Source organism: Actinoplanes sp. NPDC051861 (assembly GCF_040681145.1).
In the GTDB taxonomy this organism is placed as follows: domain Bacteria; phylum Actinomycetota; class Actinomycetes; order Mycobacteriales; family Micromonosporaceae; genus Actinoplanes.
This window is the reverse complement of sequence record NZ_JBFAYE010000002.1, coordinates 644,125-665,929: the sequence shown is the minus strand read 5'-3', so window position 1 is coordinate 665,929 and position 21,805 is coordinate 644,125. Positions and strand designations below refer to the sequence as shown.

General features: G+C 68.8%; 22 protein-coding genes and 2 tRNA genes. 9 read left to right on the top strand and 15 right to left on the bottom strand.

The genetic code is table 11. The annotated features are described in order from the left end of the window. Positions 1-13 precede the first annotated feature (13 nt). Genes AB0M02_RS09805 through AB0M02_RS09795 form a run of 3 tightly spaced genes read right to left on the bottom strand, consistent with a single transcriptional unit; the run spans position 14 to position 2,884 of the window. Positions 14-625 carry a GNAT family N-acetyltransferase gene (locus AB0M02_RS09805; RefSeq protein WP_364224064.1) on the bottom strand — a complete coding sequence of 204 codons (612 nt, stop codon included), beginning with the start codon at positions 623-625 and terminating at the stop codon, positions 14-16. Between the two features lie 10 nt (positions 626-635). Beyond that, complete coding sequence (locus AB0M02_RS09800) at positions 636-2,201, bottom strand: APC family permease (protein WP_364224062.1); 1,566 nt, start codon at positions 2,199-2,201, stop codon at positions 636-638. A 41-nt stretch (positions 2,202-2,242) separates the two neighbouring features. Then, complete coding sequence (locus tag AB0M02_RS09795) at positions 2,243-2,884, bottom strand: GPP34 family phosphoprotein (RefSeq protein WP_364224060.1); 642 nt, start codon at positions 2,882-2,884, stop codon at positions 2,243-2,245. 253 nt (positions 2,885-3,137) lie between these two features. Between AB0M02_RS09795 and AB0M02_RS09790 the strand changes: the two genes are divergently transcribed. From AB0M02_RS09790 to AB0M02_RS09780, 3 genes are all read left to right on the top strand, one after another. Further along, complete coding sequence (locus AB0M02_RS09790) at positions 3,138-3,986, top strand: helix-turn-helix transcriptional regulator (RefSeq protein ID WP_364224058.1); 849 nt, start codon at positions 3,138-3,140, stop codon at positions 3,984-3,986. A gap of 40 nt (positions 3,987-4,026) precedes the next feature. Continuing rightward, positions 4,027-4,245 carry a DUF397 domain-containing protein gene (locus AB0M02_RS09785; protein WP_364224056.1) on the top strand — a complete coding sequence of 73 codons (219 nt, stop codon included), beginning with the start codon at positions 4,027-4,029 and terminating at the stop codon, positions 4,243-4,245. A 360-nt stretch (positions 4,246-4,605) separates the two neighbouring features. Next, on the top strand, positions 4,606-4,860 hold the full coding sequence (locus AB0M02_RS09780; protein WP_364224054.1) for a hypothetical protein: 255 nt from the start codon (positions 4,606-4,608) through the stop codon (positions 4,858-4,860). A 59-nt stretch (positions 4,861-4,919) separates the two neighbouring features. Here AB0M02_RS09780 and AB0M02_RS09775 read toward each other — a convergent pair whose 3' ends face one another. Together AB0M02_RS09775 and AB0M02_RS09770 are read right to left on the bottom strand one after the other, a co-directional pair. After that, positions 4,920-5,708 (bottom strand): hypothetical protein, encoded by a 789-nt coding sequence (locus AB0M02_RS09775; RefSeq protein WP_364224052.1) that lies wholly within the window; start codon positions 5,706-5,708, stop codon positions 4,920-4,922. A gap of 192 nt (positions 5,709-5,900) precedes the next feature. Next, positions 5,901-6,314: a hypothetical protein gene (locus AB0M02_RS09770; RefSeq protein ID WP_364224050.1), complete on the bottom strand. Its 414-nt coding sequence runs from the start codon at positions 6,312-6,314 to the stop codon at positions 5,901-5,903. A gap of 236 nt (positions 6,315-6,550) precedes the next feature. Here AB0M02_RS09770 and AB0M02_RS09765 point away from each other — a divergent pair, with 236 nt between their 5' ends. Continuing rightward, positions 6,551-8,362, top strand: coding sequence for a sensor domain-containing diguanylate cyclase (locus AB0M02_RS09765; protein ID WP_364224048.1), 1,812 nt, complete (start codon positions 6,551-6,553; stop codon positions 8,360-8,362). A 440-nt stretch (positions 8,363-8,802) separates the two neighbouring features. Here the strand turns inward: AB0M02_RS09765 and AB0M02_RS09760 are convergent, their stop codons facing one another. The 4 genes from AB0M02_RS09760 to AB0M02_RS09745 are packed head-to-tail and all read right to left on the bottom strand — an operon-like array spanning position 8,803 to position 12,227. Continuing rightward, positions 8,803-9,528: an SDR family oxidoreductase gene (locus AB0M02_RS09760; RefSeq protein WP_364224046.1), complete on the bottom strand. Its 726-nt coding sequence runs from the start codon at positions 9,526-9,528 to the stop codon at positions 8,803-8,805. A gap of 33 nt (positions 9,529-9,561) precedes the next feature. Further along, positions 9,562-10,383 (bottom strand): helix-turn-helix transcriptional regulator, encoded by an 822-nt coding sequence (locus AB0M02_RS09755; RefSeq protein ID WP_364224044.1) that lies wholly within the window; start codon positions 10,381-10,383, stop codon positions 9,562-9,564. A 57-nt stretch (positions 10,384-10,440) separates the two neighbouring features. Further along, a complete protein-coding gene (locus AB0M02_RS09750) occupies positions 10,441-10,998 on the bottom strand; it encodes a hypothetical protein (RefSeq protein ID WP_364224042.1) in 558 nt (185 codons plus the stop codon). Between the two features lie 26 nt (positions 10,999-11,024). Continuing rightward, a complete protein-coding gene (locus tag AB0M02_RS09745; RefSeq protein WP_364224040.1) occupies positions 11,025-12,227 on the bottom strand; it encodes a cytochrome P450 in 1,203 nt (400 codons plus the stop codon). Between the two features lie 320 nt (positions 12,228-12,547). Between AB0M02_RS09745 and AB0M02_RS09740 the strand changes: the two genes are divergently transcribed. Further along, positions 12,548-14,074 (top strand): sulfatase, encoded by a 1,527-nt coding sequence (locus AB0M02_RS09740; RefSeq protein ID WP_364224038.1) that lies wholly within the window; start codon positions 12,548-12,550, stop codon positions 14,072-14,074. Between the two features lie 53 nt (positions 14,075-14,127). Here the strand turns inward: AB0M02_RS09740 and AB0M02_RS09735 are convergent, their stop codons facing one another. Beyond that, on the bottom strand, positions 14,128-14,778 hold the full coding sequence (locus AB0M02_RS09735; RefSeq protein WP_364224036.1) for an NAD(P)H-dependent oxidoreductase: 651 nt from the start codon (positions 14,776-14,778) through the stop codon (positions 14,128-14,130). Positions 14,779-14,948: 170 nt separating this feature from the next. On the opposite strand from AB0M02_RS09735, the gene AB0M02_RS09730 reads away from it, so the two are divergent. Beyond that, entirely contained in the window at positions 14,949-15,671 is a 723-nt protein-coding gene (locus AB0M02_RS09730; RefSeq protein WP_364224034.1) for a DUF4190 domain-containing protein, read from the top strand. A gap of 42 nt (positions 15,672-15,713) precedes the next feature. On the opposite strand, the gene AB0M02_RS09725 is transcribed toward AB0M02_RS09730, so the two are convergent. The 4 genes from AB0M02_RS09725 to AB0M02_RS09710 form a co-directional block, all read right to left on the bottom strand. Then, positions 15,714-15,789: transfer RNA gene (locus AB0M02_RS09725), tRNA-Lys, on the bottom strand. Positions 15,790-15,824: 35 nt separating this feature from the next. Beyond that, positions 15,825-16,757: an SEC-C domain-containing protein gene (locus AB0M02_RS09720; RefSeq protein WP_364224032.1), complete on the bottom strand. Its 933-nt coding sequence runs from the start codon at positions 16,755-16,757 to the stop codon at positions 15,825-15,827. Positions 16,758-17,026: 269 nt separating this feature from the next. Further along, positions 17,027-18,127: a hypothetical protein gene (locus AB0M02_RS09715; protein WP_364224030.1), complete on the bottom strand. Its 1,101-nt coding sequence runs from the start codon at positions 18,125-18,127 to the stop codon at positions 17,027-17,029. Beyond that, positions 18,124-19,149 (bottom strand): helix-turn-helix domain-containing protein, encoded by a 1,026-nt coding sequence (locus AB0M02_RS09710; protein ID WP_364224028.1) that lies wholly within the window; start codon positions 19,147-19,149, stop codon positions 18,124-18,126. The genes AB0M02_RS09715 and AB0M02_RS09710 overlap by 4 nt, the downstream gene beginning before the upstream one ends. 289 nt (positions 19,150-19,438) lie before the next feature. Between AB0M02_RS09710 and AB0M02_RS09705 the strand changes: the two genes are divergently transcribed. Next, positions 19,439-19,669 carry a hypothetical protein gene (locus tag AB0M02_RS09705; protein ID WP_364224026.1) on the top strand — a complete coding sequence of 77 codons (231 nt, stop codon included), beginning with the start codon at positions 19,439-19,441 and terminating at the stop codon, positions 19,667-19,669. Positions 19,670-19,767: 98 nt separating this feature from the next. Then, entirely contained in the window at positions 19,768-20,259 is a 492-nt protein-coding gene (locus tag AB0M02_RS09700) for a GNAT family N-acetyltransferase (RefSeq protein WP_364224024.1), read from the top strand. Between the two features lie 2 nt (positions 20,260-20,261). On the opposite strand, the gene AB0M02_RS09695 is transcribed toward AB0M02_RS09700, so the two are convergent. Next, positions 20,262-20,334 (bottom strand) — tRNA-Lys (locus AB0M02_RS09695). 137 nt (positions 20,335-20,471) lie between these two features. Between AB0M02_RS09695 and AB0M02_RS09690 the strand changes: the two genes are divergently transcribed. Continuing rightward, on the top strand, positions 20,472-21,716 hold the full coding sequence (locus tag AB0M02_RS09690) for an Ig-like domain-containing protein (protein ID WP_364224022.1): 1,245 nt from the start codon (positions 20,472-20,474) through the stop codon (positions 21,714-21,716). Positions 21,717-21,805: the final 89 nt, after the last annotated feature.

Genomic DNA, 21,805 nt, shown 5'->3' with positions numbered 1-21,805 from the left:
CCCAGCGGAGGGGTCACACCATAGGCGGCCTCCACATCGACCAGATCGGCGGCCCGTCGGGTAGGTCGATCACGGACCGGACCCGGTATCCGTGCCGAAGGTAGAGGTCGCGGTTGCGCGGATCGTTCGCCTCCAGGTAGGCGGGGATCCCGGCGCGGTCGAGCCTGGCGTGATGACGGTCGAGAAGCTGGCTTCCCAGGCCGCGATTCTGCTTGCTCGGGCGTACCGCCAGGAATGCCAGGTAGTGGTGGGGCTCCAGCGGGTGTTCGGCGTCGAGTGCGGCGTCCAGCTGCTGGACCCGATCGATCGCGCCCTCGGTCGCCTCCTTGACCCGCCGCTCGTAGTCCATCGGCGGCGGGATCATGGACGTCAGCGGGAACCAGAGCGCGACGCCGTCCATCCGTCCCGAGTCGTCCGCCGTCCCGTACACCTCCCCGTACTGGACGGCGTGCTCGACGAAGATCTCGAAGTAGCGTGGCGCGTTCCGGCGGCGTTCCATCGGGTCCGGGGTGAGCCAGCGAGCGACCGGCCCGTCCCACATCGCGTCGGACACCAGCTCGGTGATCTCGGCGGTGTCGAGCGGTGACACGTGCCGGACAACGAGCTCCTGAACGGCGTACGTCATTGACCTGTCCCTACCTGATCGACGACTGCTGCATGGGGTTGTTGACGGGAGCGGCGGCGTGCGAGTGCGGGCGGTTGATCATCGCGATGTCGAGAATCGCCCGGCCGTCACCACCCCGCCCGATCGACGCGTAGGCCTGCGGCCGGGTGCGCTTCATGATGAAGGCCCAGAGGACGCCGAGGATGGCGCAGACGACGTATCCGACCGGGAAGACCCATCGGAACGCCGAGCCCTCCGGGACCTGCAGGATGTCGCCCAGACCGATCACCGTGGCGTCCAGGACGACACTGAGCAGGAAGAACGCGATGATCGGCGCGACCATCGCACGCCACACGTTCTCCCGGCCGGGGTTGCGGAGGAAGAACGCGACGACCGCCGCGGACGCACTCCACATCAGGATCAGCACGCCCAGGCCACCGATCGTGGTGAGCCAGGCGAACAGGTACACCAGCGGGTCCGCGTCGATGAACGCGTAGAACACGATCACCGCGAGCGCCAGGACGCTCTGCGCGATCGAGCCGGTCACCGGCGCGCCGGTCCGCGGGTGCGTGTAACCCCAGATCCTGGGCAGCACGCCCTCACGGCCGAGGGCGAACTGATAGCGCGACACCGCGGCGTGGAAGGCCAGCAGGGCCGCGAAGATACTGGTCATGAAGAGCAGGTAGCCGATGCTGATCGCGATCTCCGGCACATGCGGGCTGACCAGGCTGAAGACGAGGTCCGTCTGCTGTTCCGCGGCCACCGCCACGATCCGGTCCGGGCCGGTGCTGACGGACATGGCCCAGGCCGAGAGACCGAGCAGCAGGCCGGCCAGGATGACCGAGAGATGGGTGGCCCGCGCGACGGTCCGGCGGGGGTCCTTCGCCTCCTCGGAGAGGACCACGGTGGCCTCGAACCCGACGAAGCCGGCGATCGCCAGCACCATCATGGCCGCCACCTCGGGGGTGAGCAGCTGGACGGGATCGAGCGTGGCGAAGCTGACGCTGCCGCCGGCCGGGTTGGCGACCATCACGAGGTCGTAGATCAGCACGACCGCGATCTCGGCGGCGAGCAGCACGCCGAGCACCTTGCCGCTGAGGTCGACCCAGAGCATGCCGAGCACGGCGACCAGGCCCCAGGCGACCAGGGCACAGATCTCCCAGGTGGCGACGATGCCGAACGCCTCCAGCACGCCGGAGGCGACCACTCCGAACAGTCCGAAGAGGCCGATCTGCATCATCGCGTACGCCGGTAGGGCGACGAAGGCGGCGGCCACGCCGAGCTCACGCCCGAAACCATGGCTGATGTACGAGTAGAACGCGCCGGAGTTGACGATGTGCCGGCTCATCGCCACGAAGCCGACCGTGAAGATCGACAGGATCGCGGCGACCACGAGGTAGACGATGGGGGCGGCGATCTGGCCGATCACCGCGTACACGGTGGAGATGCCACCGATGACCACGGTCAGCGGCGCCGCACCGGCGACGCCGAAGAAGACCACCTGCGAGACGCCGAGGCGGTTGCTGGCTAGCGCGCGCGAGATCAGGTCGGGTTCTGCGGCCCGGCGGCGCTCCATGAGCACGCGCTCAGCCCACATGTCGACGTTGTCGCGGCGACGTTGATGGCGGCCGACCGGACTCACCGCCGCCCGACCGCGAGGGCGGTGCCCACCGAGGACTCGGTGCACTCGACCAGCTCGCGCAGGTCGTTGGGGAGCGAGGCGATCATGCTCGGCAGGGCGTGGTAGATGTGTGGGTACATCTCGAAGCCGTACATGACGTGGCGCGTGAGCCCCGTGGCGACGACCAGGCCGACGAGCATCCGGTCGGTGAGGTTCAGCTCCATGCCCCGGACCAGCATGTTGGCGACGCGGGTCGACGCCCAGGCGGCAGCGTTGCGCTGGCGTGCCGAGTTGGGCATGTAGAGGACCTGCGTGCTGCCGAGCATGCGGCGCTTGGTGACCATTTCCACGGCGCCGACGCGCATCAGTCGCTCGGCCACCCGGAGTGCGGCGTCCTGTGACAGGAATGCGAGCCAGGTGTGCACGTCGCGGTGCTGTGGCTGCGCACAGAGGAAGTCGAGGATGTCGTGTTCGAGTGCGTCCCTGGGCGGACGCTGATCAATTACGAAGAGCTCGCCGTCGTCGATACCGATTCGGCCTTCCAAGACCAATTCGGCCAGTAATGCGGCGGCCAGACCCAGTCCGGTTGCACGAGGATGCAACCGGGACCGCCCGGTGCGGTCCTCGTGTGCGATCAGGTAATACTGGTCAGCCAACACTCCGCCCACGCCCCTTAGACGCAAGTTCCAATGATCATTTTTCCTATGTTGTAGGAAACAAGACAGAACTCGATGTCCGCAGCATCATGTACCCAACAGCAAGGTCAATACAAGAAGTACTAGACTTCTGGTCCGGGCCTTGATGCACAGCTCGCCATTTTCGATCATGAAAAAAGGCGATCATGAATAGGTGTTTCGGGACCATGGGGTGCCGGTCGTAATATCGACTGCATCAGGACCGTAGGGAGTCCAGGTGTCCGATATCGAGGGTCCGACGCTACGACGCCGCAGACTGGGTGCGGAGCTCAAACGATGCAGGGAGGCCGCCGGCCTCACCCAGCAGGACGTGTCCCGGCACTTCGAGTGGCATGCCGCCAAGGTCACCAGGATCGAGACCGCCCGGGTCGCCGTGACACCGCGCGACGTTCGTGACCTGCTCACCCTCTACAACGTGCGGGATCAGAGCTATCGCGAGGCGCTGGTGGAGCTCGCCCGGCTCTCCCGCGAGCGCACCTGGTGGACCGACTACCGCGACATCCTGCGCCCCGGCAACTTCGTCGGGCTGGAGGCGGCGGCGTCGTCCATGCGGACCTGGGAACCGGTCGTCGTGCCGGGTCTGCTGCAGACCGAGGCGTACATGCGGGCACTGATCAAGACCGGTCGCCCCACCGACCCCGAGCACCACATCGACCGCCGCGTCGCGCTGCGCCTGACCCGGCAGAGCCGGCTCGCCGGCGACCGGCCGCTCGAGCTGTCCGCCCTCATGGACGAGTCCGTGGTCCGCCGGATGATCGGCGGCGAGGGCGTCATGAAGGAGCAACTCGAACACCTGATCGAAGTAGCTAAATTACCGAATGTAATGCTCCAGATCATGCCCTTCACCGGGGGAGAACATCTGTTCCTTGGCGGGTCAGCGGCCCTTTTGGAATTCCGGGAGACCACCCATTTGGATGTTGTCTACCTCGAAGGGGTTGCGGGAGACTATTACGAAGAGCAACCAAGCGAGGTTGCCCGGTACCGGAAGGAGTTCGAGCGAATGAGCGCCAAGGCGCTCGATCATCGGGATACCATAAAGATGATCGAGAGTCTGCTCGTCGCGTAGCACTCCCGAAGAATCCTATATCGAAGGGAGGTGCTCGAGTATGCTCGCGCACCAACTCGACGGTGCCGTCTGGAGGAAAGCCAGTCGCAGTAACGGCAGCGGAGGTTCCAACTGCGTCGAGGTCGCGTTCCTCGACGGCAAGGGAATCGCCGTCCGTGACAGCAAGGACCGGACGGGACCGGCTCTCATGTTCACGCAGGCGGAGTGGACCGCCTTCGTGGACTCCGCCAAGGACGGCGAGTTCGACATCGTTTCGTAAGAGAGCCTACCGATAGCCGCACACCGATGGAAGCGCTCGGCACCGCCTGAACTTCCGCGATGTGCGACTTGAGAGGTCGCGGTGTTCCCCTTTCGGGGGACGCCGCGACACCCATTGCCTTGAGCCCTGTTGCCTTTGCGCAGCAGGGCTGTTTGGCGTTCTCATTCAGACTTGCGGGAGACCACCCATTTGGATGTTGTTTACCGCGAAGGCGGTGCGGGAGACTTCATTCGTTGGGGTGAACCTCAGAAACAATCAAACGAAGCATCGGCCCCATCACACCCCCGCAGACGAATGACGACCCGCGTGCAGGCGGGCCGTCATCGATCCGGCACAGCACCAGTGGGCAGGAGACCCGAAATGCCGCGTATCAAGCCGGACACACCCAGGTTATCGAAGCCCGAACCCCCTGACCAGCGATCAAAAGGTGACCAGGCATCGGTCGCCCGGGCGGTATTGAAGACCGGCGGAACCTTCGCCGCGGTGAACGCCGGAGTCCTCGGGACCGCCGGCCTCTGGGGCCTGGACCTCACTGTGGTCCTGATCGGTCTCGGCGGTGTGTGGATCATTCTCGCGTTGACCTTCGTTCTGGTTTACATCCTGATGAAGCGCTGACTAACGCGACCGGTTGTGATCAGTGGGTCACCCGGTGGAGCCAGCCGCCTCGCTGTTGGTCAGGCGGCCGGCAGGACGACCGGCCGGCGTGTTCCGGTGACCGTGGATTTGGCCCCTCGGGGAAGCAAAATCCGTACCGCGTCGGCCCGGGTCTCGGCGATCGTCGCCTCGCGCAGCAGGCTGTCACGGCTGCGGCGGGCGAGCTGAGCGTCGTGCCAGGCCGCCCGTTCGGCCCGTACGGCCCGCCGGTGCACGCTTTCCAGGTAACCGGCGATCGCCCGATGCACCACCGCCTCCTGCTCGACCGGGTGCAGCCGCGCGTCCCAGCCGCCACGTCCGTGCAGCGCGTCGGTCGACGCCACGGCGGGGAGCTCACCACGGGCGGCGGCCTCGTTCACGGCGCGGTGCAGGTAGCGCTCGCGGGCGGCGTACTCGAAAGTGGTCTTCGCAGTGAACGGTGTGCCGAAGGCCGCCGTTGCCCCGCTGCGAGCCCTGCGCGCCTCCGCGTCCTGCCATGCCTGCCAGCTCGCGTCGGCCCACTGAGCAGCGGCTTCCCAGTGATCTTGCCAGCGCTGCACCGCGTACCCCGCCTGATCTGCCGCCACCCGCACCTCCTCGGCGTAACGCACGGCCTGGCCCGCCTCCTGCCCCCGCCGGAGGCGCTCGGCCTCCCGGCGCTCCTCCCGCCGGCGCAGCACGGCGATCGAGTCGATCAGGGCACGGCGGGGGTCGTGAACGCCGTGGGGGCTGGCCAGGACTACCAGCGCGGGCAGCGTGAGCAGCATGAGGAAGACCCAGATGGCGACCGGGGCCGGCTCGGTGAGCAGCATTTCGGCAAGCATGTTCATGGCGTTCTCTCCGCCTTGAGGGTTCCCTCAGTGCTTCGTCCGCTTCATCCGCTTTGGGAAGCGCTCCGAGAGGGTTCCGCGATTGATTGGGGCACGCGGACGACCCGGGCAGCGGGAGGCGCCGAGCTGCGCTTCGCGCAGCCGGCGGCGGCGAGGTGCTGTCAGGCTGCGTGAGCCTCCATCTGCGCCGGGTCAGGCGGCGGTGGGCGGGGCGCGGGAGGCGTCGGGGCCGGAGGAGCGCTGCGCACGGAGGGCACGCTGGGCGTCCGGCACCGGTCGGGTGGCGGCCGTGATTTCGGCGGCGCCGGCGGGTCCCGTGATTCCGGCGGCGCCGACGGGTCCCGTGATTTCGGCGGCGCCGACGAGTCCCGTGATTTCGGCAGCCCCGGCGGGTCCCGTGCTTCCGGCGGTCGCGGCGGTCGCGGCGGTCGCGGCGGTCGCGGCGGTCGCGGCGGTGCTGGTGGTGCTGGTGGTTGGGGTGGGGCTGGTGGGTCCAGCGGCTTTGAGGGCTCGGCTGGGGCCGGCGGGTGCGGCTGATGCGGCGGGCTGCTGGGCAGGGACCGGCGCCGCGAGGAAGGCGAGCATGAGCGCCAAAAGGAGAGGCAACGACCGGAGCGCATTGGCGCGTCGCGGGGTCGTCGTCACGGGTTCAAACTACCCAAAACGTCCTAAATCGCTCGTCTCGCCACGCCGACTTCAGATCATCTCGGGTACGCGATTCGGATGACATTCGCGGCTCCCGGATAAGCGGAGGCGTCTCGGATCGCTCACCTCAGCGGCCTGGCCGCCGATGGGCAGTTTCGACCCGGAGGCCACCCGGGCCGTTCGGGACGGGAGCGATCATGCGAATGCCAACCGGGGCGAAGGATCCGGTGCTGCTGGCACTCGCGGCGCTGTGCCTGCTGATCATCCCCTGGTTCCTGGTCGGGCCCGGCGGCACGGTCACCTCCTGGCTGATTCAGGCCGCCATCGACTACGTGGACGTGTACCTGGCCTGGAAGCTGGCCACCCACTCCCGGACGACGGTGGCGGGTCGTCGCTTCTGGCGAGTCGTGATCGTCGGCTGCGTCAGCTCGTCGATCGGTGATACGTACCAGACCGCTCTGCAGATCGCCCAGCCCGGCAACACCCGGACCAGTTTGATCCAGACCGGGTTCGTGGTCGCCGGGATGGCCACGGTCGTGGTGGCTACGCTGCGGCACCCGCTCGGCGGCGCCGGACGGCAGCGGCTGCGGCTCTGGTTCGACGCCGCCACAGTGCTCACCGGCGTCTCGGTCTTCCTCTGGTACTTCCTGCTGGCCGGCGAACTGAGCGGCAAGGAGGCCGCCGACCGCTGGGGCGCCGGCGTCACCACGATCGTCATGCTGCTCATCACGTTCGGCGTGCTGAAGCTGATCCTCAGCGGCACCGCGCCGTTCACCCGCAGCGCCGGAGGACTCGGCGCCCTCGGTGTGGCGGGCACCGCACTGGCCGCACCGCTGGCCACCGGCCTGTTCGGCGATCCCGGCCCCCAGGTCATGATCATCGTCGCACTCCTGCCGTGCGTGCTGCTCGCCATCGCGCTGCGCTTGCAGTACCTCCAGCAACCACGACTGGCCGAGCGCCAGAACGGCGGCCCGGCGGCCCGCTCCAGCCGCATGCCGTACCTCGCGGTGATCGCGACCCAGCTCCTGCTCGTGTACTCCCTCCGCGACGGTCACATCGACCTGCGCGTCTGGGGCGTGGCCATCGGCGCCGCCGCGATCACCGCGCTGGTGCTGGGCCGCCAGGTGGCGGCGCTGCGCGACAACGAGCGTCTGCTCGGCGAGTTGGACGAGCAGAGGGACCGGTTCCGCGCGCTCGTCCAGCACGCCTCCGACCTCACGCTGGTCGTCGACGAGACGAGCAGGGTCACCTACGCCAGTCCGGCGGCCGCCAGGGTGCTGGGCCTCCCGGCGGAGCAACTGCTGGGCACCGCGATGGTCGACCGCACGCACGCCGACGACATGCCCCAGGCCGGCGTGCTCGCGGCCGGCCTGGAGGCCAACCCCGGCATGGGCATCACCACGCAACTGCGCTGGCGGCACGCCGACGGCTCCTACCGCTGGCTGGACATCGTCGGCACCGACCTGCGCCACGACCCGAGCGTCGGCGGCGTAGTGCTGAACGCCCGCGACGCCACCGAGGCACGCGCCCTGCACGACGAGCTCGAACGCCAGGCCACCCACGACGCCCTGACCGGACTGGCCAATCGCGTGCTGCTGCAGCGCCGCCTGTCCGAGTCGCAAAGCCGCGTCAGCATGCTCCTGATCGACCTGGACGGCTTCAAGGAGATCAACGACCGCCACGGCCACCACGCCGGCGACAGCGTCCTGCGCACCGTCGCCGACCGCCTGACCGGCATCCTGAACACCGGCGAGGTAGCCGCCCGCCTGGGCGGCGACGAGTTCGCCGTCCTACTGCCCGACACCGGCCCGACCGAGGCCGCCGAACTGGCCGAACAGATCACCAGCATCCTCTCCGAACCCATGACGATCGCCGGCCTCCCCATGTCCGTGGGCGCCAGCATCGGCGTAGCAGCCGGCAACCACGACGACGGCGACGTCCTGCTACGCGAGGCGGACGCAGCCATGTACCGCCGGAAGAAACAGCGCAAGTCCCACGCTCCTGCCTGACCGCCCGCCCACCAGCGCTGCCCAGCCGAGCAGGGCGAGCAGGGCTAGGCAGGGCCGCGCCGGGCAAGGCGAGCAGGGCCGGGCAGGCGAGGCAGGTGGGCAGGCCGGGTAGGCCGGGTAGGCCGCGCAGACCGGGTAAGCCGCGCGGGCCCGGAGGACCGCGCAGACCGGGCGGGCCACACAGACCGGGCAGGCCACACAGACCGGGCAGGCCACACAGACCGGGTAAGCCGCGCAGGCCCGGAGGACCGCGCAGACCGGGGAAGCCGCGCAGACCGAGTAAGCCACGCAGGCCGGGTGGGCAGGGTCGGCCAGGTGGGCGGGGCAGGCCGGGCGCGGCGGCCGGGCGGACCGCGCAGGCCGGGTGGGCAGCGCTGGACAGGGCCGCCAGCAGCGCCCCGGCCCGAGAGGAGCCGAAGCGCTGCCACCAGCGCCGACTCCTAGAGCAGCATCCCGCCGCTGGCTTCGATTCGCTGGCCGGTGATCCAGCCTGTGCCCTCGGCGAGGAGGGCGGCGATCACGCCGGCGATCTCCTCTGGTTGGGCGACGCGGCCGAGGGCGGTCTGGCTGCCGATGTGGGTGCGGATCTGGTCGTTGTCGCGTAGGAGGCCGCCGCCGAAGTCGGTTGCGGCGGGACCGGGGGCCACGACGTTGGCGGTGATGCCGCGCGGGCCGACCTCCTTGGCCAGGTAGCGGGTGAAGACCTCGACGGCGCCCTTCATCGAGCCGTAGGCGGCATAGATGCCCTCGCCGGTGAAGCGGGCCAGGCCGGTGGAGAGGTTGATGATGCGGCCGCCGTCGGCGATGAGCGGAAGGAGTTTCTGGGTCAGGAAGAACATGCCGCGCCAGTGGACGTTCAGCATTTCGTCGAAGGCCTCGACGGAGGTGTCGGCGATTTTGCCGGCTCGGCCGACGCCGGCGTTGTTGATGAGGAAGTCGAAGTCGGTGCGGCCGAAGCGGTCCTCGAGTGTCTGGCGGAGCGTTGCCGCGAAGTCGTCGTAGGAGTCGATGTCGCCGACGACGAGCGGGAGCGCGATGGCGTCGATCTTCTCGCCGGGGTCGCCACGGTAGGTGTAGATGACCTCGACACCCGCCTCGATGAGGGCCAGGGCGGTGGCCCGGCCGAGTCCGCGGTTGCCGCCGGTGATCAGGGCGATTTTGGGCATGGTGGTGCCTTTCTGCGGGTTTGGAAATCTCGTTTACGCGACCGCGGAGAGCAGCTGGAGCTTCTCGTAGCTCACTGAGCCGGGCACCGCGGTGAAGACCAGCAGCGTCTGGAGCTGGTCGGGGTCGAACAGGTTCTGGCAGAAAAGATCGAGGGCGCCGAGCTCCGGATGGAGCAGCGTCTTGCGGTCAGTGTGCGACAGGCCGACCTTGTGCTCGGCCCAGATCGCCGCGAACTCCTCGCTCCGGGCGAGCAGAGCGTCGACGATCTCGCCGGCCCGGCCGTCGGGTGCCGCCGCATAGGCCGTGCGCAGCTGGGCCGCGAAGATCCGCCCGTGTTTCGGGTGGTGCTCCGCGGGATAGAGCCGCCGGGCCACCGGGTCGCCGGTGAACCATCTGAACCAGGCACTGCGGGCCAGGCCGGTGTATTTCGTCTCGTCACCGACCAGTGCCACGGCGAGCCGGGTCTGGCGCAGCGTCTCGCCATAACGCGAGATGACCATTGCGGGGGTGTCCTCGAGGCGGTCCAGGATGCGCATCACCCCGGGGCTGATGTGGTCGTCGCGCAGGAGCCGCTGCGGTGCCGGGTGCCCGCCGAGCCGGAACAGATGGTCGCGCTCGTCGAGGCCGAGGTGCAGGGCACGGGCGAGCGAGGCCAGCATCTGCTCGGAGGGCAGAGGCCCGCGCTGCTGCTCGATGCGGCCGTAGTAGTCAGCTGACATCCCGGCGAGCGCCGCCACCTCCTCGCGGCGCAGACCGCCGGTGCGCCGGCGCTGTCCCCGTTGCAGCCCGACATCCTCCGGCTGCAGTGCCTCGCGGCGAGTGCGGAGGAAGTCGGCCAGCTGTGCTCGATCCATGGACCAAGCTTGGCCCACCGACCGGACCGGATGAAGGGCGACTTCATCCTGGGACAACTAGTCCCTGGCTCCCGAGGGCAGAGCGACGGCAAGCTGTGTCACACCGGCCGCCAGGGCGTCGAACCCGGACTGACTGATGTCCTCGTCCTCCTGCAGGTCGGCGAGCTTCTCGGCGAAGTCCTCGAGCTTGTCACGGGCCTTCTCCGGGTCACGTTCGAGGCGTTTCGCCACGTCCTCGAGGCGGCGCCGCAGCGACCTGGCGTCGCCGTCGTCGAGTTCGTCGCGCTGCTCCAGCGAGTCCACCACGGCGATCAGGCCGGTGACCACGTCAGCCGCCCGGGGCGGCGACGAGAAAGCAGGAGAGGAGGAGGTGGAAGGAGAAACAGAGGGAGAGGCAGAGGGAGAAGGAGTCTCGGGTGGAGACGTGACCGGCCCAGTGACGACCGGCACCGCCGAAGGAGGGGAATCCCCAGATGATGAGATCAGCCACACCACCAGGAGCAGCAGCACCAGACCACCGCCGGCGCCGGCCAGCACCGCACGACGACGATGGCCGGCCGCGCGGTAGACACCGACCACCGGCAGCTCCGCCGTCGGCGACTGTTCATGCGACACGGGCGACTCATGCGACACGGGCGACATTAAAGCAGCCGGACGGGAAGTTCCTCCAGGCCACGAAGCAGCTGACCGGGCCGCCACCGCAGATCCTCCGGCGCGACGGCCAGACTCAGGCCGGGGTGCCGGTCCAGCAGTGCGGTGAAAGCGATCTGCGCCTCGAGGCGAGCCAGTGGCGCACCCAGGCAGTAGTGGATTCCGTGTCCGAACGCCAGGTGCGCGTTCAGCGTACGGTCAAGGCGCATTTGATCTGCCCCGGAGAATCGCTCCTCGTCGCGGTTGGCGGAGAGCAGGACGACCACCACCGGATCGCCCGCGGGCACAGTGACGCCGCCAATCTCCACGTCCTCGGTGGCGACCCGGAACGTGGACGTCTCGACCGGCCCCTCGAACCGCAGGAACTCCTCGATCGCGGTCGGCAGCAGGCTGCGGTCGGCACGCAGCCGCTCCCACTGGTCCCGGTCGCGCAGCAGCAGACAGGTGCCGTTGCCGATGAGATTGACGGTGGTCTCGTGCCCGGCGATCAGCAGCAGGAACACCATTGCGGAGAGCTCCGCCTCGGTGAGCCGGTCCTCGGCGTCGCGCACCTGGATCAGGCCGGAGAGCAGGTCCTCGCCGGGATGGGCACGGCGCTGCGCGATCTGGCCGAGGATGTAACCGACCATCGCCCGGATCGCCGGCTCCAGGCGGTCGCCGGACTGCGCTCCGGCAACGATCACATTGGACCACTCGCGGAACGCGTCACGGTCCTCGGCGGGCACGCCGAGCAACTCGCAGATGACCTGGATGGGCAGCGGGAACGCGAACGCGTCGATCAGGTCGGCCCGCTCGCGACCCTCCAGCGCGTCCAGCAGGTCGTGGGTGATCTCCGCGATCCGCGGCCGCAGCGCCTCGATCCGGCGGACCGTGAAGGCCGCCGACACCAGGCGGCGCAACCGGGTGTGATCCGGCGGGTCGACGGCGAGCATGTGCCGGGAGAGCACCGCCGCCGGGCCGTCCGCCCGGTTCGCCGTCCGCGACGAGCCGATCGAGAAAGCGGACTCTTTGGACAGTCGTGGGTCGGCCAGCGCACGGCGGGCGTCCTCGTAACGGGTGATCAGCCAGGCGTGCACCCCGCTGGGCAACCGGGTCCGGCGGACCGGCCCGGTGCGGCGCCACTGTGCATAGACCGGGTGAGGGTCGGCCTGGAAGGCCGGATCGGTGAAGTCGATCTGCGCGTCCTGGCTCACGGCATCCGACGATACCTGTCGATGAAGTCAGCCGGAGTGCCGTTTCAGCGCGGGCGATCGGCGCCGGCCCGGCGCGGCGAGCGGGGCGGTCGCAACGGCAGGCGCGGACGGCGCGGTGAGAGCCTGCGCGGCCGCCGGGGCCTCGGGCCCACGCAACGGAGGCGGGGTGGGTCGATGCTGGGCATGGGAGGCACTATCCGCCTCGTTTCGCACCGCCGCGACCGTATTGAGGCATTCTTAATGATCATCTTAAGGAGTGGTGAACCATCGACTACCCTTCCGGGGTCACCCCTGCCCCCGGACGGAGCAACCGCAGCACCATGACCTCTCGCCGTCGCCGCACCCTCAGTGTCGTTCTGGCCCTGGCAGCATTGCTCGCCACCGCCGCGTGCGGGCCACGGAGCGGAAACGGGAGCGGTGCGTCGGCCGCCGCGGCGTCCGCGGCACCGGAAGAAGCAGCGAGCGTACGCCCGAACATCGTCTTCGTGCTGACCGACGACCTGTCCGAGAACCTCGTGCCGTACATGCCGAACGTGCTGGCGCTGCAGCGGGAGGGCACGACGTTCACCAACTACACAGTGACCGACTCGCTGTGCTGCCCGTCGCGGGCGTCCATCCTCAAGGGACAGTTCCCGCACAACACCGGCATCTTCAAGAACCACGGGTCGGACGGCGGCTTCCGGCTGTTCCACAGCCGTGGCGAGGAGTCCTCGACGTTCGCCACCGACCTGCAGGCGGCCGGTTACAAGACGGCCTTCCTCGGTAAGTACCTGAACGAGTACAACGCGCGGAACCCGGGCGGGCTCGGTAAGCCGTACACGCCGCCGGGGTGGGACCTGTGGGTGGCCGGGGGGAACGCGTACGGCAACTTCAACTACGCGCTGAACGAGAACAACGTGGTCCGCAAGTACGGCAACCAGCCGCGCGACTACCTGACCGACGTGATCTCGGCGAAGGCGTCCGAGTTCATCACCACCTCGGCGGCGGCCGGCTCGCCGTTCATGGTGGAGGTGTCGACGTACGCGCCGCACAGCCCGTACACGCCGGCGCCGAGGGACGCGAACTCGTTCCCCGGCCTCAAGGCACCCCGCGGCGCGGCCTTCAACCGGCTTCCCGCGGACGCGCCGCCCTGGCTCCGCAACGTTCCGCCGCTCACCGCGGACCGGCAGGCGACCCTGGACGTCGAGTTCCGCAAGCGGGTGCAGGCGGTCCAGTCGGTCGACCGGATGCTCGGCGCGCTGCGGGCCACGCTCACCACAGCGGGCGTCGCGGACCGTACCGTAGTGATCTTCAGCTCGGACAACGGCTATCACCTGGGTGAATACCGTCTGCCGTCGGGCAAGCAGACCGCCTTCGACACCGACATCAACGTGCCGCTGATCGTTGCGGGCCACGGTGTGGCCGTGGCGCGCACGGTGACCGCCCCAGTGGAGAACGTCGACCTGCGGCCCACCTTCGCCGATCTGGCCGGTGCGGAGCCGCCCGCCGAGGCCGACGGGCGCAGCATCAAGGGCCTGCTCGCGGGTGAGACGCCGGCGAAGTGGCGGACGGTGTCGCTGATCGAGCATCGGGACCCGGCCACCGACCCCGCGGATCCGGACTTCCAGCACGACAGCGTGAACATCCCACCGGCCTACGACGCGATGCGGACCGTGCGGTACACGTACGTTAAATATGTCGATGGATCCCGGGAGTACTACGACCGGATGAACGACCCGCTGCAGATGCGCAACCTGGCCCGCAACCTCTCCCCCGCCGAGATCGCCGCCTTGGACAGGGCGCTGCTGGCGCTGACCCGGTGCGCCGGCGCCGACTCCTGCCTGGCAGCAGGCCAAGCGATCAACTAAAGGGCCAAGCGATCAACTATAGGGGCCAAGCGATCAACTGAAGGGCCGAGGGATCAGCTGAAGTCACTGGGCCACCGCTTCGGCGGCCCGGTGCGGAACCCCGGCGCGCTCTGCTGCTGGATCACCGGGTAGACGCTGGAGTGCGCCTGCCACGACGGCTGCGGCCGGGCCTCACCGCCGCCGGCCAGGCCGCGGATCAGCGCCTGCACCATGTCCTGCAGCGCCATGTGCAGCCGGGAGTCGGTGATCAGGCCGTCGGCGCCGACCGTGCTCATCTCCAGCGGGATCCGGATGCAGGCGGGCCGCAGCAGGCGGGCACCGGCGTGCTCGAGGACCGACTCCAGCGACGCGCGGGCGCCGTCGTCCTGCCCGGGACCCACGACCGAGAGCCAGGCCGCCGGTTTGCCGGTCAGCTCGCCACCGTCGACCAGCCAGTCGAGCAGGTTCTTCAGGCTGCCGGGCAGCGAGCCGGCGTACTGCGGGGTGCAGAAGAAGAGCGCGTCCGCCGCGACGGCCTGCTGCCTCAGCGCGGTCACGCTTTCCGGGAGAAAGGCTTCACCGGGTACGAAAGCCGGTAGTTCGCGCAGCCCGTCGAACAACACCGCGGTGATCCCCGGTGGCGCATGCCGGGCGGCTGTCCGCAGTGCGGCGGTGTGCAGGGCGCCGTCGCGGGTGCTTCCCGAGACCAGAAGGACGCGCGTCATGGCGCCGACGATACGGCCCATCGGGCTCCGACCGGTCGGTTCAACTCGCCCTTTAGTACCAAATGGGTCTCGGCGTATAGCCATGCCGGAACCGGGGCGGCAGCATGAGCAGACGGTCCAACGGGTGGAGACCGCCCAGTTCCGCCCTCCGCGCAGGAACTCGGAGCACGATGTCACAGCCGCCTACCCCGCCGCCGTACGATCCGACGCAGCCTTTCGGGCAGCAGCCGGAGTACAACCAGCAGCCGGAGTACAACGCGCCGGACAGCGCCCCGCCGACCGCGCCGTTCCCGCCGCAGTCGCCGTTCCCCGCTCCGGACAGTGCACCGCCCACCACGGCCTACTCACAGCCGCCGCCGACCGCGCCGTTCCCTCCTCAGGCGCCGCCCGCGCCGTTCCCGCCGCAGGCTTACCAGGCGCCGGACAGCGGCGCGCCCTACGGCCAGCCCTATGGCGCGCCGGAGAGCGCCCCGCCCTATCCGCCGCAGCCCTATTCGGCGCCGCCGTCGTCGGGTTACCCGCAGTCCCCCGGCTACCCGCCGCAGGCCGCAGGCTATCCGCCGCAGTCCCCCGGCTATCCGCCGCAGCCCGGATACCCCGCACCGCCGATGTACCAGCCGGTCATCGTCGGCCGGATCGGCCCACCCACCTCGGGCTGGGCGGTCGCGTCGATGGTGCTCGGCATCGTGGGCCTGGTGCTCTGCGTCTTCACCTGGGGCATCCCGTCGCTGCTCGCGATCATCTTCGGCCACATCGGACTCGCCGAGACCAAGCGCGGCGACAAGTCGGGCCAGGGCATGGCCGTAGCCGGCCTGGTCCTCGGTTACGTCCTGTTCGCGCCGGCCATCCTGATCGCCCTGTCCGGCGGGCTGAGCGCCCTGAGCACGCTGTAGATGACGAAAACCCCGCCCGGAGAACCGGGCGGGGTTTCGCTGTGGTGCGCCGCGTAGGACTCGAACCTACAACCCGCGGATTAAGAGTCCGCTGCTCTGCCAGTTGAGCTAGCAGCGCCTTCCAACGAGGGAGAACGTTAGCACACGGCCCGGTCAGCCCCGGCCACGGGGCAGGCAGCACTTCTTGTACTTCGCGCCGGAGCCGCACCAGCACGGCTCGTTACGGCCGGGCGGCCACGGCATGCCGAAGGCGGTCTGGCTCTCGTAGCCGGCTCGGACCACCGGGTCGGTCGGCTCACCACCGCTGCGGGCGGCGTAGGCGGCGAGCCCGTCGGCGGTTCCGGGCGCCATCGCCGAACCGGGCGCCAGTGCGCCGAGCGTCCTCTCCAGCTGGGCGCGATGTTCGTCCCAGGTCCGGCCGTAGACGTCGCCGAGCGACGGCCAGCGCATCAGCATCCGGTCGAACTCGGGCCGCGCCCAGAACAGCGGTGCCGGACCGGCCGGTGCCGAGTCGCCGTAGCCGTACTGGACCAGCAGGGCCGCCTCGTCCCGCTCGTCCGGGGGCAGGCCCAGCTCGCCCCGGATGCGCAGCCGGGCCCGCAGCAGCTCGGAGACCACCGCGACGCCGTCCTCGTCCGGTTCCTCCTCCCGGTCGAGCAGCGAGTCCAGGGCCGAGGTCAGCCACTGCTCCGCGATCGTCGCGCGCCCGCACTCCTCCATGGCCTCACTGAGGTAGGTCGCGGCGAACGCCTCCCGGACCAGGCGCGGGCGCAGGACGGCGAACTCGGCGGACGCGTCGTCATCGCGGCCCATGCGGGCCAGCAGCAGGCCACGGTAGGAGCGGGCGTACCCGTCGCCGCCCGGCTGGTGCACCGCCACAGCCCGGTCCACCAGCGCGAGAGCACCCGGCAGGTCGCCCTGGCGCTCGGTGGACTCGGCCGCCAAAGTCAGCGCGTAACCGGCGTCTGCCGGGTCGGCGAGCCGGTCGCGGTCGACGGCGTCGACGAGCCGGGTGATGAACGGCAACGGGTCCGCCGCGTGCAGAGCCTCGTGGCCGATCGCGTCCAGATCATCACCGGTGAGCACTCGTCACCCTAACCCGCGGTTCCGGTTCTGCTGCCCGACTCACTCTTCGGGGGAACGCCGTCGCCGGCGCGGGAGGAGCCCACGCCGGCGACGGTCTTCGGGGAACGGAATCAAGCTCGTGCCGGACGGCCGATCGACGACCGTCGCTGTCTCATTGTTGAGAGACAATCAGCCCGAGTCAACGGCTATTACCGAGAAATTTCCGAAACTTTCGGACGCAATGTGACCAGGGACTTGATGAATCGTTTCGATGCGCCGCGCCGAAACTATCAGGGACGGTTTTCGTAAACTTTCAGGCCCAGCGCGACGAACGCCTCGGCCGCGTCCCGATGGCGCGGAAGGCCGGCGAGGAACCTGCGCCACACCTCGAGGTCGTCACGCCACGCCGCCAGATATCGGACACAGAAGGCCGGATCGATCACCAGGGAGCGACCCCTGGCCCCGATCAGCGCCTGTGTCATCCGGTGCCGCCGGTCTCCGGCCGGCTGCTCGGCCAGCCGCCCCAGGATCAGGTCGATCATGCGGCGACGGTCGTCCAGGAACGCCCGCCAGTAGTCCTCGGTGGCGGCCTGCACCGGCCGGTCCTCGCCGGACAGGGCGAACAGCCCCTCGGCCAGGACGTCGCCGAACTCCTCGGCACGGGCGCGCGCGGGCGATAGGTACGGGTCGTACTCCCGCTGGCTCACCTTGCCGCACACCGCGACCCGCTCGATCCTCTTGCGCCCGACCAGGAACAGCCAGTCCTCGTTGTAGATCGTGGGGAAGAACGAGGTCTGCGACGTGACCCGTACGGCCATCGCGCCACCGCCCACGAACGTGTCCTGGGTCAGGTCGACCTCGCGGCGCGCGTGGCACACCACCGAGTTGTCCGGGAAACCCACGTTCTGCAGCGCCGCGACGTTGTGGGCCCGCAGCAGCCCCGCCGCCGTACGTATCGCGTCCGGCTGCAGGTCGGTGATGTCGTCGTCGAGGAAGACCACGCCGTGCCAGCCGAGCATGCGGGCCACCGTGATGCCCAGGTTGCGCTTGCGGCTCACGTCGTTGGGCCGGTCGAGCCCGATCATGGCAGCCTCACGCACCAGCGAGTCGCAGGCGAACGCGGGCAGCGCCGACCGCTCGGTGACGTCGACGGCGATCACGTGCGCGCCGATCATCTCGGCCTCGCGGCACACCGTCTCCGGCGACGACCAGCGGCTGCACAGCGCCACAACCGGGCGGGACAGCTCCTTGCCGAGGCGCAGCGCGTCACGGATCGCGGCCGGGTTGCGGATCGTCGGCACCACGATCGCGGGCACGTCGCCCGGCGCCGTGGGACCCGCGTGGACCAGCAGATGGCCGTGCGAGAAGCGATGGCCGATCCTGTGGGTCATGCCCTTCGCGACCATTCGTGCAGAACGGTTCCGTCGAGGGTCCAGTCCGGAGTGGTCATCATGCCCTGCACGATGTTGACCCGGGCCAGGATGCTGAACGTGGCGCCGGCGCCGAACCGGTCCTCCACGTAACCACGGTTGCGATCGCGGAAGCGGGGGTCGGTGAGCGTACGGACTGCCGCCAGCGTGCCCCGGCCGTAGTTGCCGTTGCAGATGGTCACCGTCCGCCGCTGGTTGAACGGGTTCGGGCCGCGGCAGAACTGCGCGACGTCCTGCACCAGCCGCGGGTGTGGCTCGGCCTCCTCGAGCACCGACCGGAAGACCTGCTCGCGGTCGCCGTCGAACACCCGGAACGCGCCGATGTCGGGATCCTCCTCGCGCAGCTCCTGGCTCACGGGAACCTCCAACGCGTCGATCACTGCCCCGGTCATGGGGTTCCAGTCCACACCACCCAGAAGTACGAGATGGTTGGTGAGATCGTTCGGTGTGAGCTGGCCGGCGAGCTTGCGGTTGACCGCCACGCCCGGATTCGCGGCGACCAGATGGCCATAGAGTTCCATCAGGGCGTCAAGATCAGCGTAGGTATACAACTCGATGTAATCCGGGCTTTCCGGAGATGTGTACTGCAGGTCGGCCCGCAGGTTCTTCGGCAGCGCGGCGCACACGATGGTGACCGGCGCCCGGTCCGGGAAGTGCCACATGCCCTCCTGTGGCGCCTTGGTGCCGAAGACACCGGGCGCCTCGAGCGAGGGCCGCAGATGGAACAGCTCCGCCCGCAGGTCGCGGAACCGCTGAAGCTCGGCCTCCTCGAAGTCGGCCACGTCTTTACCGGTGTCCCCGCCGAGAGCGAAGAACCGCGCGTACCCCTCGATCCGCTCCGGTGGCGGCACCGCCTTGCCGTGCTCCCAGGAGGAGATCAGCGGCACGCTCACGCCCAGCGCCTTCGCCAGCGCCTGCTGCTTCAGGCTCCCGCGCAGCTCACGTAGCCGGTGAGCCAGCACGTCCGCTCCGGGCTGAGCCATCACGCCACCCCTTCAGCAAGGTTAAAGAGGCACCTTAATGGGTGCACTGCCTCGATGGTCCATCTCGTCATCGAGTTGTTGCTTCAGACATTACTGAAGTTTAGCCTGAAGGCAATCCTAAGACTTAACCAAGGTTAAGGAGTTGGTCGAGGAGGTCCGATGACCCCGTCCGCACGATCACCGACCGAACGTCGGCACGTCAGATCCGCACCGGACAAGCGACAACGTCCCCGGCTGCCACCGAGGACGTTGCAGGTAATCCACCCAATCTGAGCAAAGGGGAGACACCATGCTTACGGTAACTCTGAACGCGGCCGAGTCGAACACCTCCGGTGGCCTCGTGGCGATCCTGTTGATGGCCGTCGTCCTGACGGCACTCGCGATCCGGCTGCTCAGCACGGCTCTCGGCCCGTTCCGCGAGGTGATCCGCGCGGCGACCGCGGCGGTCGGCAGCATCCTTCTCGTCTTTCTGATCCTGATCATGCTGATCGCATCGGTGGCGATGTCGGCCCGGAACTGATCAGCTCACTTCGGGATCGCCACCGGCGCCGGTCCCGAAGTGAGGCGGCGGGTACCGAAGTGACGGGCGTCGCCATCGGCAGGAGACGAAAGGCAACGATGCGGGACATCGACATACGACACGCCGGGCCCGCTGATCTCATCGTCCTGGAGCAGGTGTTCGGCCCGTTCCAGGCCGGCGTCTACCGGCGGCGGCTGGAGCTGCCGGGTCGCGTACTGATCGCAAGTGTCGACCGCAGGCCGGCGGCGGCGATGTTCGTCTCCACCGGGATGCCGGACGAACCGGAGATCGTGGAGCACCTCGGGCGGGTCCCGATGCTGCACCGGCTCATGGTGGTGTCGCACCGAAGGCGTACCGGCCTGGCCACCCACCTGATCGCCGCCGCGGAGGCCGGGCTGCGGGAGCAGGGATACCGCGAGGTGGCGGTCGGCGTCGATCTGGAGAACACCGTCGCGCTCCGCCTCTATGACCGCGCTGGTTACCAAGAGTGGTCGCACGGGCGACTGAAAACGTTCCGGGAGCATCTCGACGCCGACGGCAATGTGCGCATCACGCCGGACGAGTGTCTGGTCTTTCACAAAGACCTGTGAAGTGCGTCGCGTAGGACTCGAACCTACAACCCGCGGATTAAGAGTCCGCTGCTCTGCCAGTTGAGCTAGCGACGCTCGCCGTAACGAGGAAAACGGTAGCACGCTCCCAGGAGTTCCTTGAAATCGGATACTTCCCACCTCAAGGGGGACCCGCGACTTGCGTCCATGAGTCAGTATGTCTGCGCTGAGAACTCCAGAACGGGGCCCCACCGATGGTTGACGTCCGCCGCTCCCTGGCGGCGATCTTGGCACTCGCCCTGATCGCCCCTCTCGCCGCGTGCGGCGACGACTCGAAGCCGACCTTCTCCGATCCCGCTGCCGCTGAGCCTGCCGCGTCCGGCGGTCCGTCCGCCGCTCCGCTACCGGAGAGCACCACGGTGGCCACGCCGGTGTCACTCACCGTCACGCCGGCCAAGGACAAGAAGAACGTCCCCGTCAGCGCCGAGATCGGGCTGACCGTCACCGGCGGCGAGGTGACTTCGGTCACCCTCAAGGATGCCAAGGGCAAGGCCGTCGCGGGCGAGATGCGCGAGGACAGGTCCAGCTGGGTGCCGAGCAAGCCTTTGAAGACCAAGCAAGCGTACGAGGCGACGGTCGTCGCCACGGCGGGAGACGGCACCACGACGACTCAGACGACGTCGTTCACCACGATGGGCGCGCCCGGCCGCCGGACCGGGACGGGTCTCTACCTGTTCGACGGGAACACCTACGGCGTCGGGATGCCGGTCGTGGCCGAGTTCAACCCGGGCATCAAGAAGGCCGACCGGGCCGCGGTGCAGAAGCGGATGTTCGTGGAGACCAGCCCCGCGCAGCCCGGCACCTGGTCATGGACCGAGAGCGGCACGCAGGCGTATTACCGCGCACCCGACTTCTGGCAGCCGGGCACCACGCTGAAGGTGCGCATCGCGGTCGGCGGGCTGCCCACCGGCAAGAACATCTACGGCGACCGGGACCGCTCGGCGACCGCCAAGATCGGCCGCAAGCTGGAGATGAAGGTCGACAACGCGTCGAAGAAGATGACCGTGCTGCAGGACGGCAAGACGGTCAAGACGATGCCGGTCAGCCTCGGCAAGAAGAGCACGCCGTCGTCGAGCGGGACCATGGTGGTCATGCAGAAGATGGCACAGACCGTCTTCGACACCACCGACACCGACGGCGCGGACGGCTACCGCACCGAGATCCAGTACGCGCAGCGACTGACCTGGAGCGGTCAGTACATCCACTCGGCCCCGTGGTCCACAGGTGATCAAGGTCGCCGCAACGTCTCGCATGGATGCGTCAATGTCTCGCCGTCCAACGCGCGCTGGCTGTTCGACAAGACCCTCATCGGCGACCCGGTCACCGTGGCGGGCACCGGGGACAGGCTGGAGTACGGCAACGGCTGGACGCCATGGAACGTGAGCTGGGAAAAGTTCGCCGCGGGCAGCGCGCTGCCGGTGCCCTCCGGCCTCGGCTGACAGGTCACACCCGCAACGGAGTGGTTCGATGCCCCATCCGGGGTACATCGATGGAACCGGACCGGTCGCGGCACGAACCCGGGATTGGT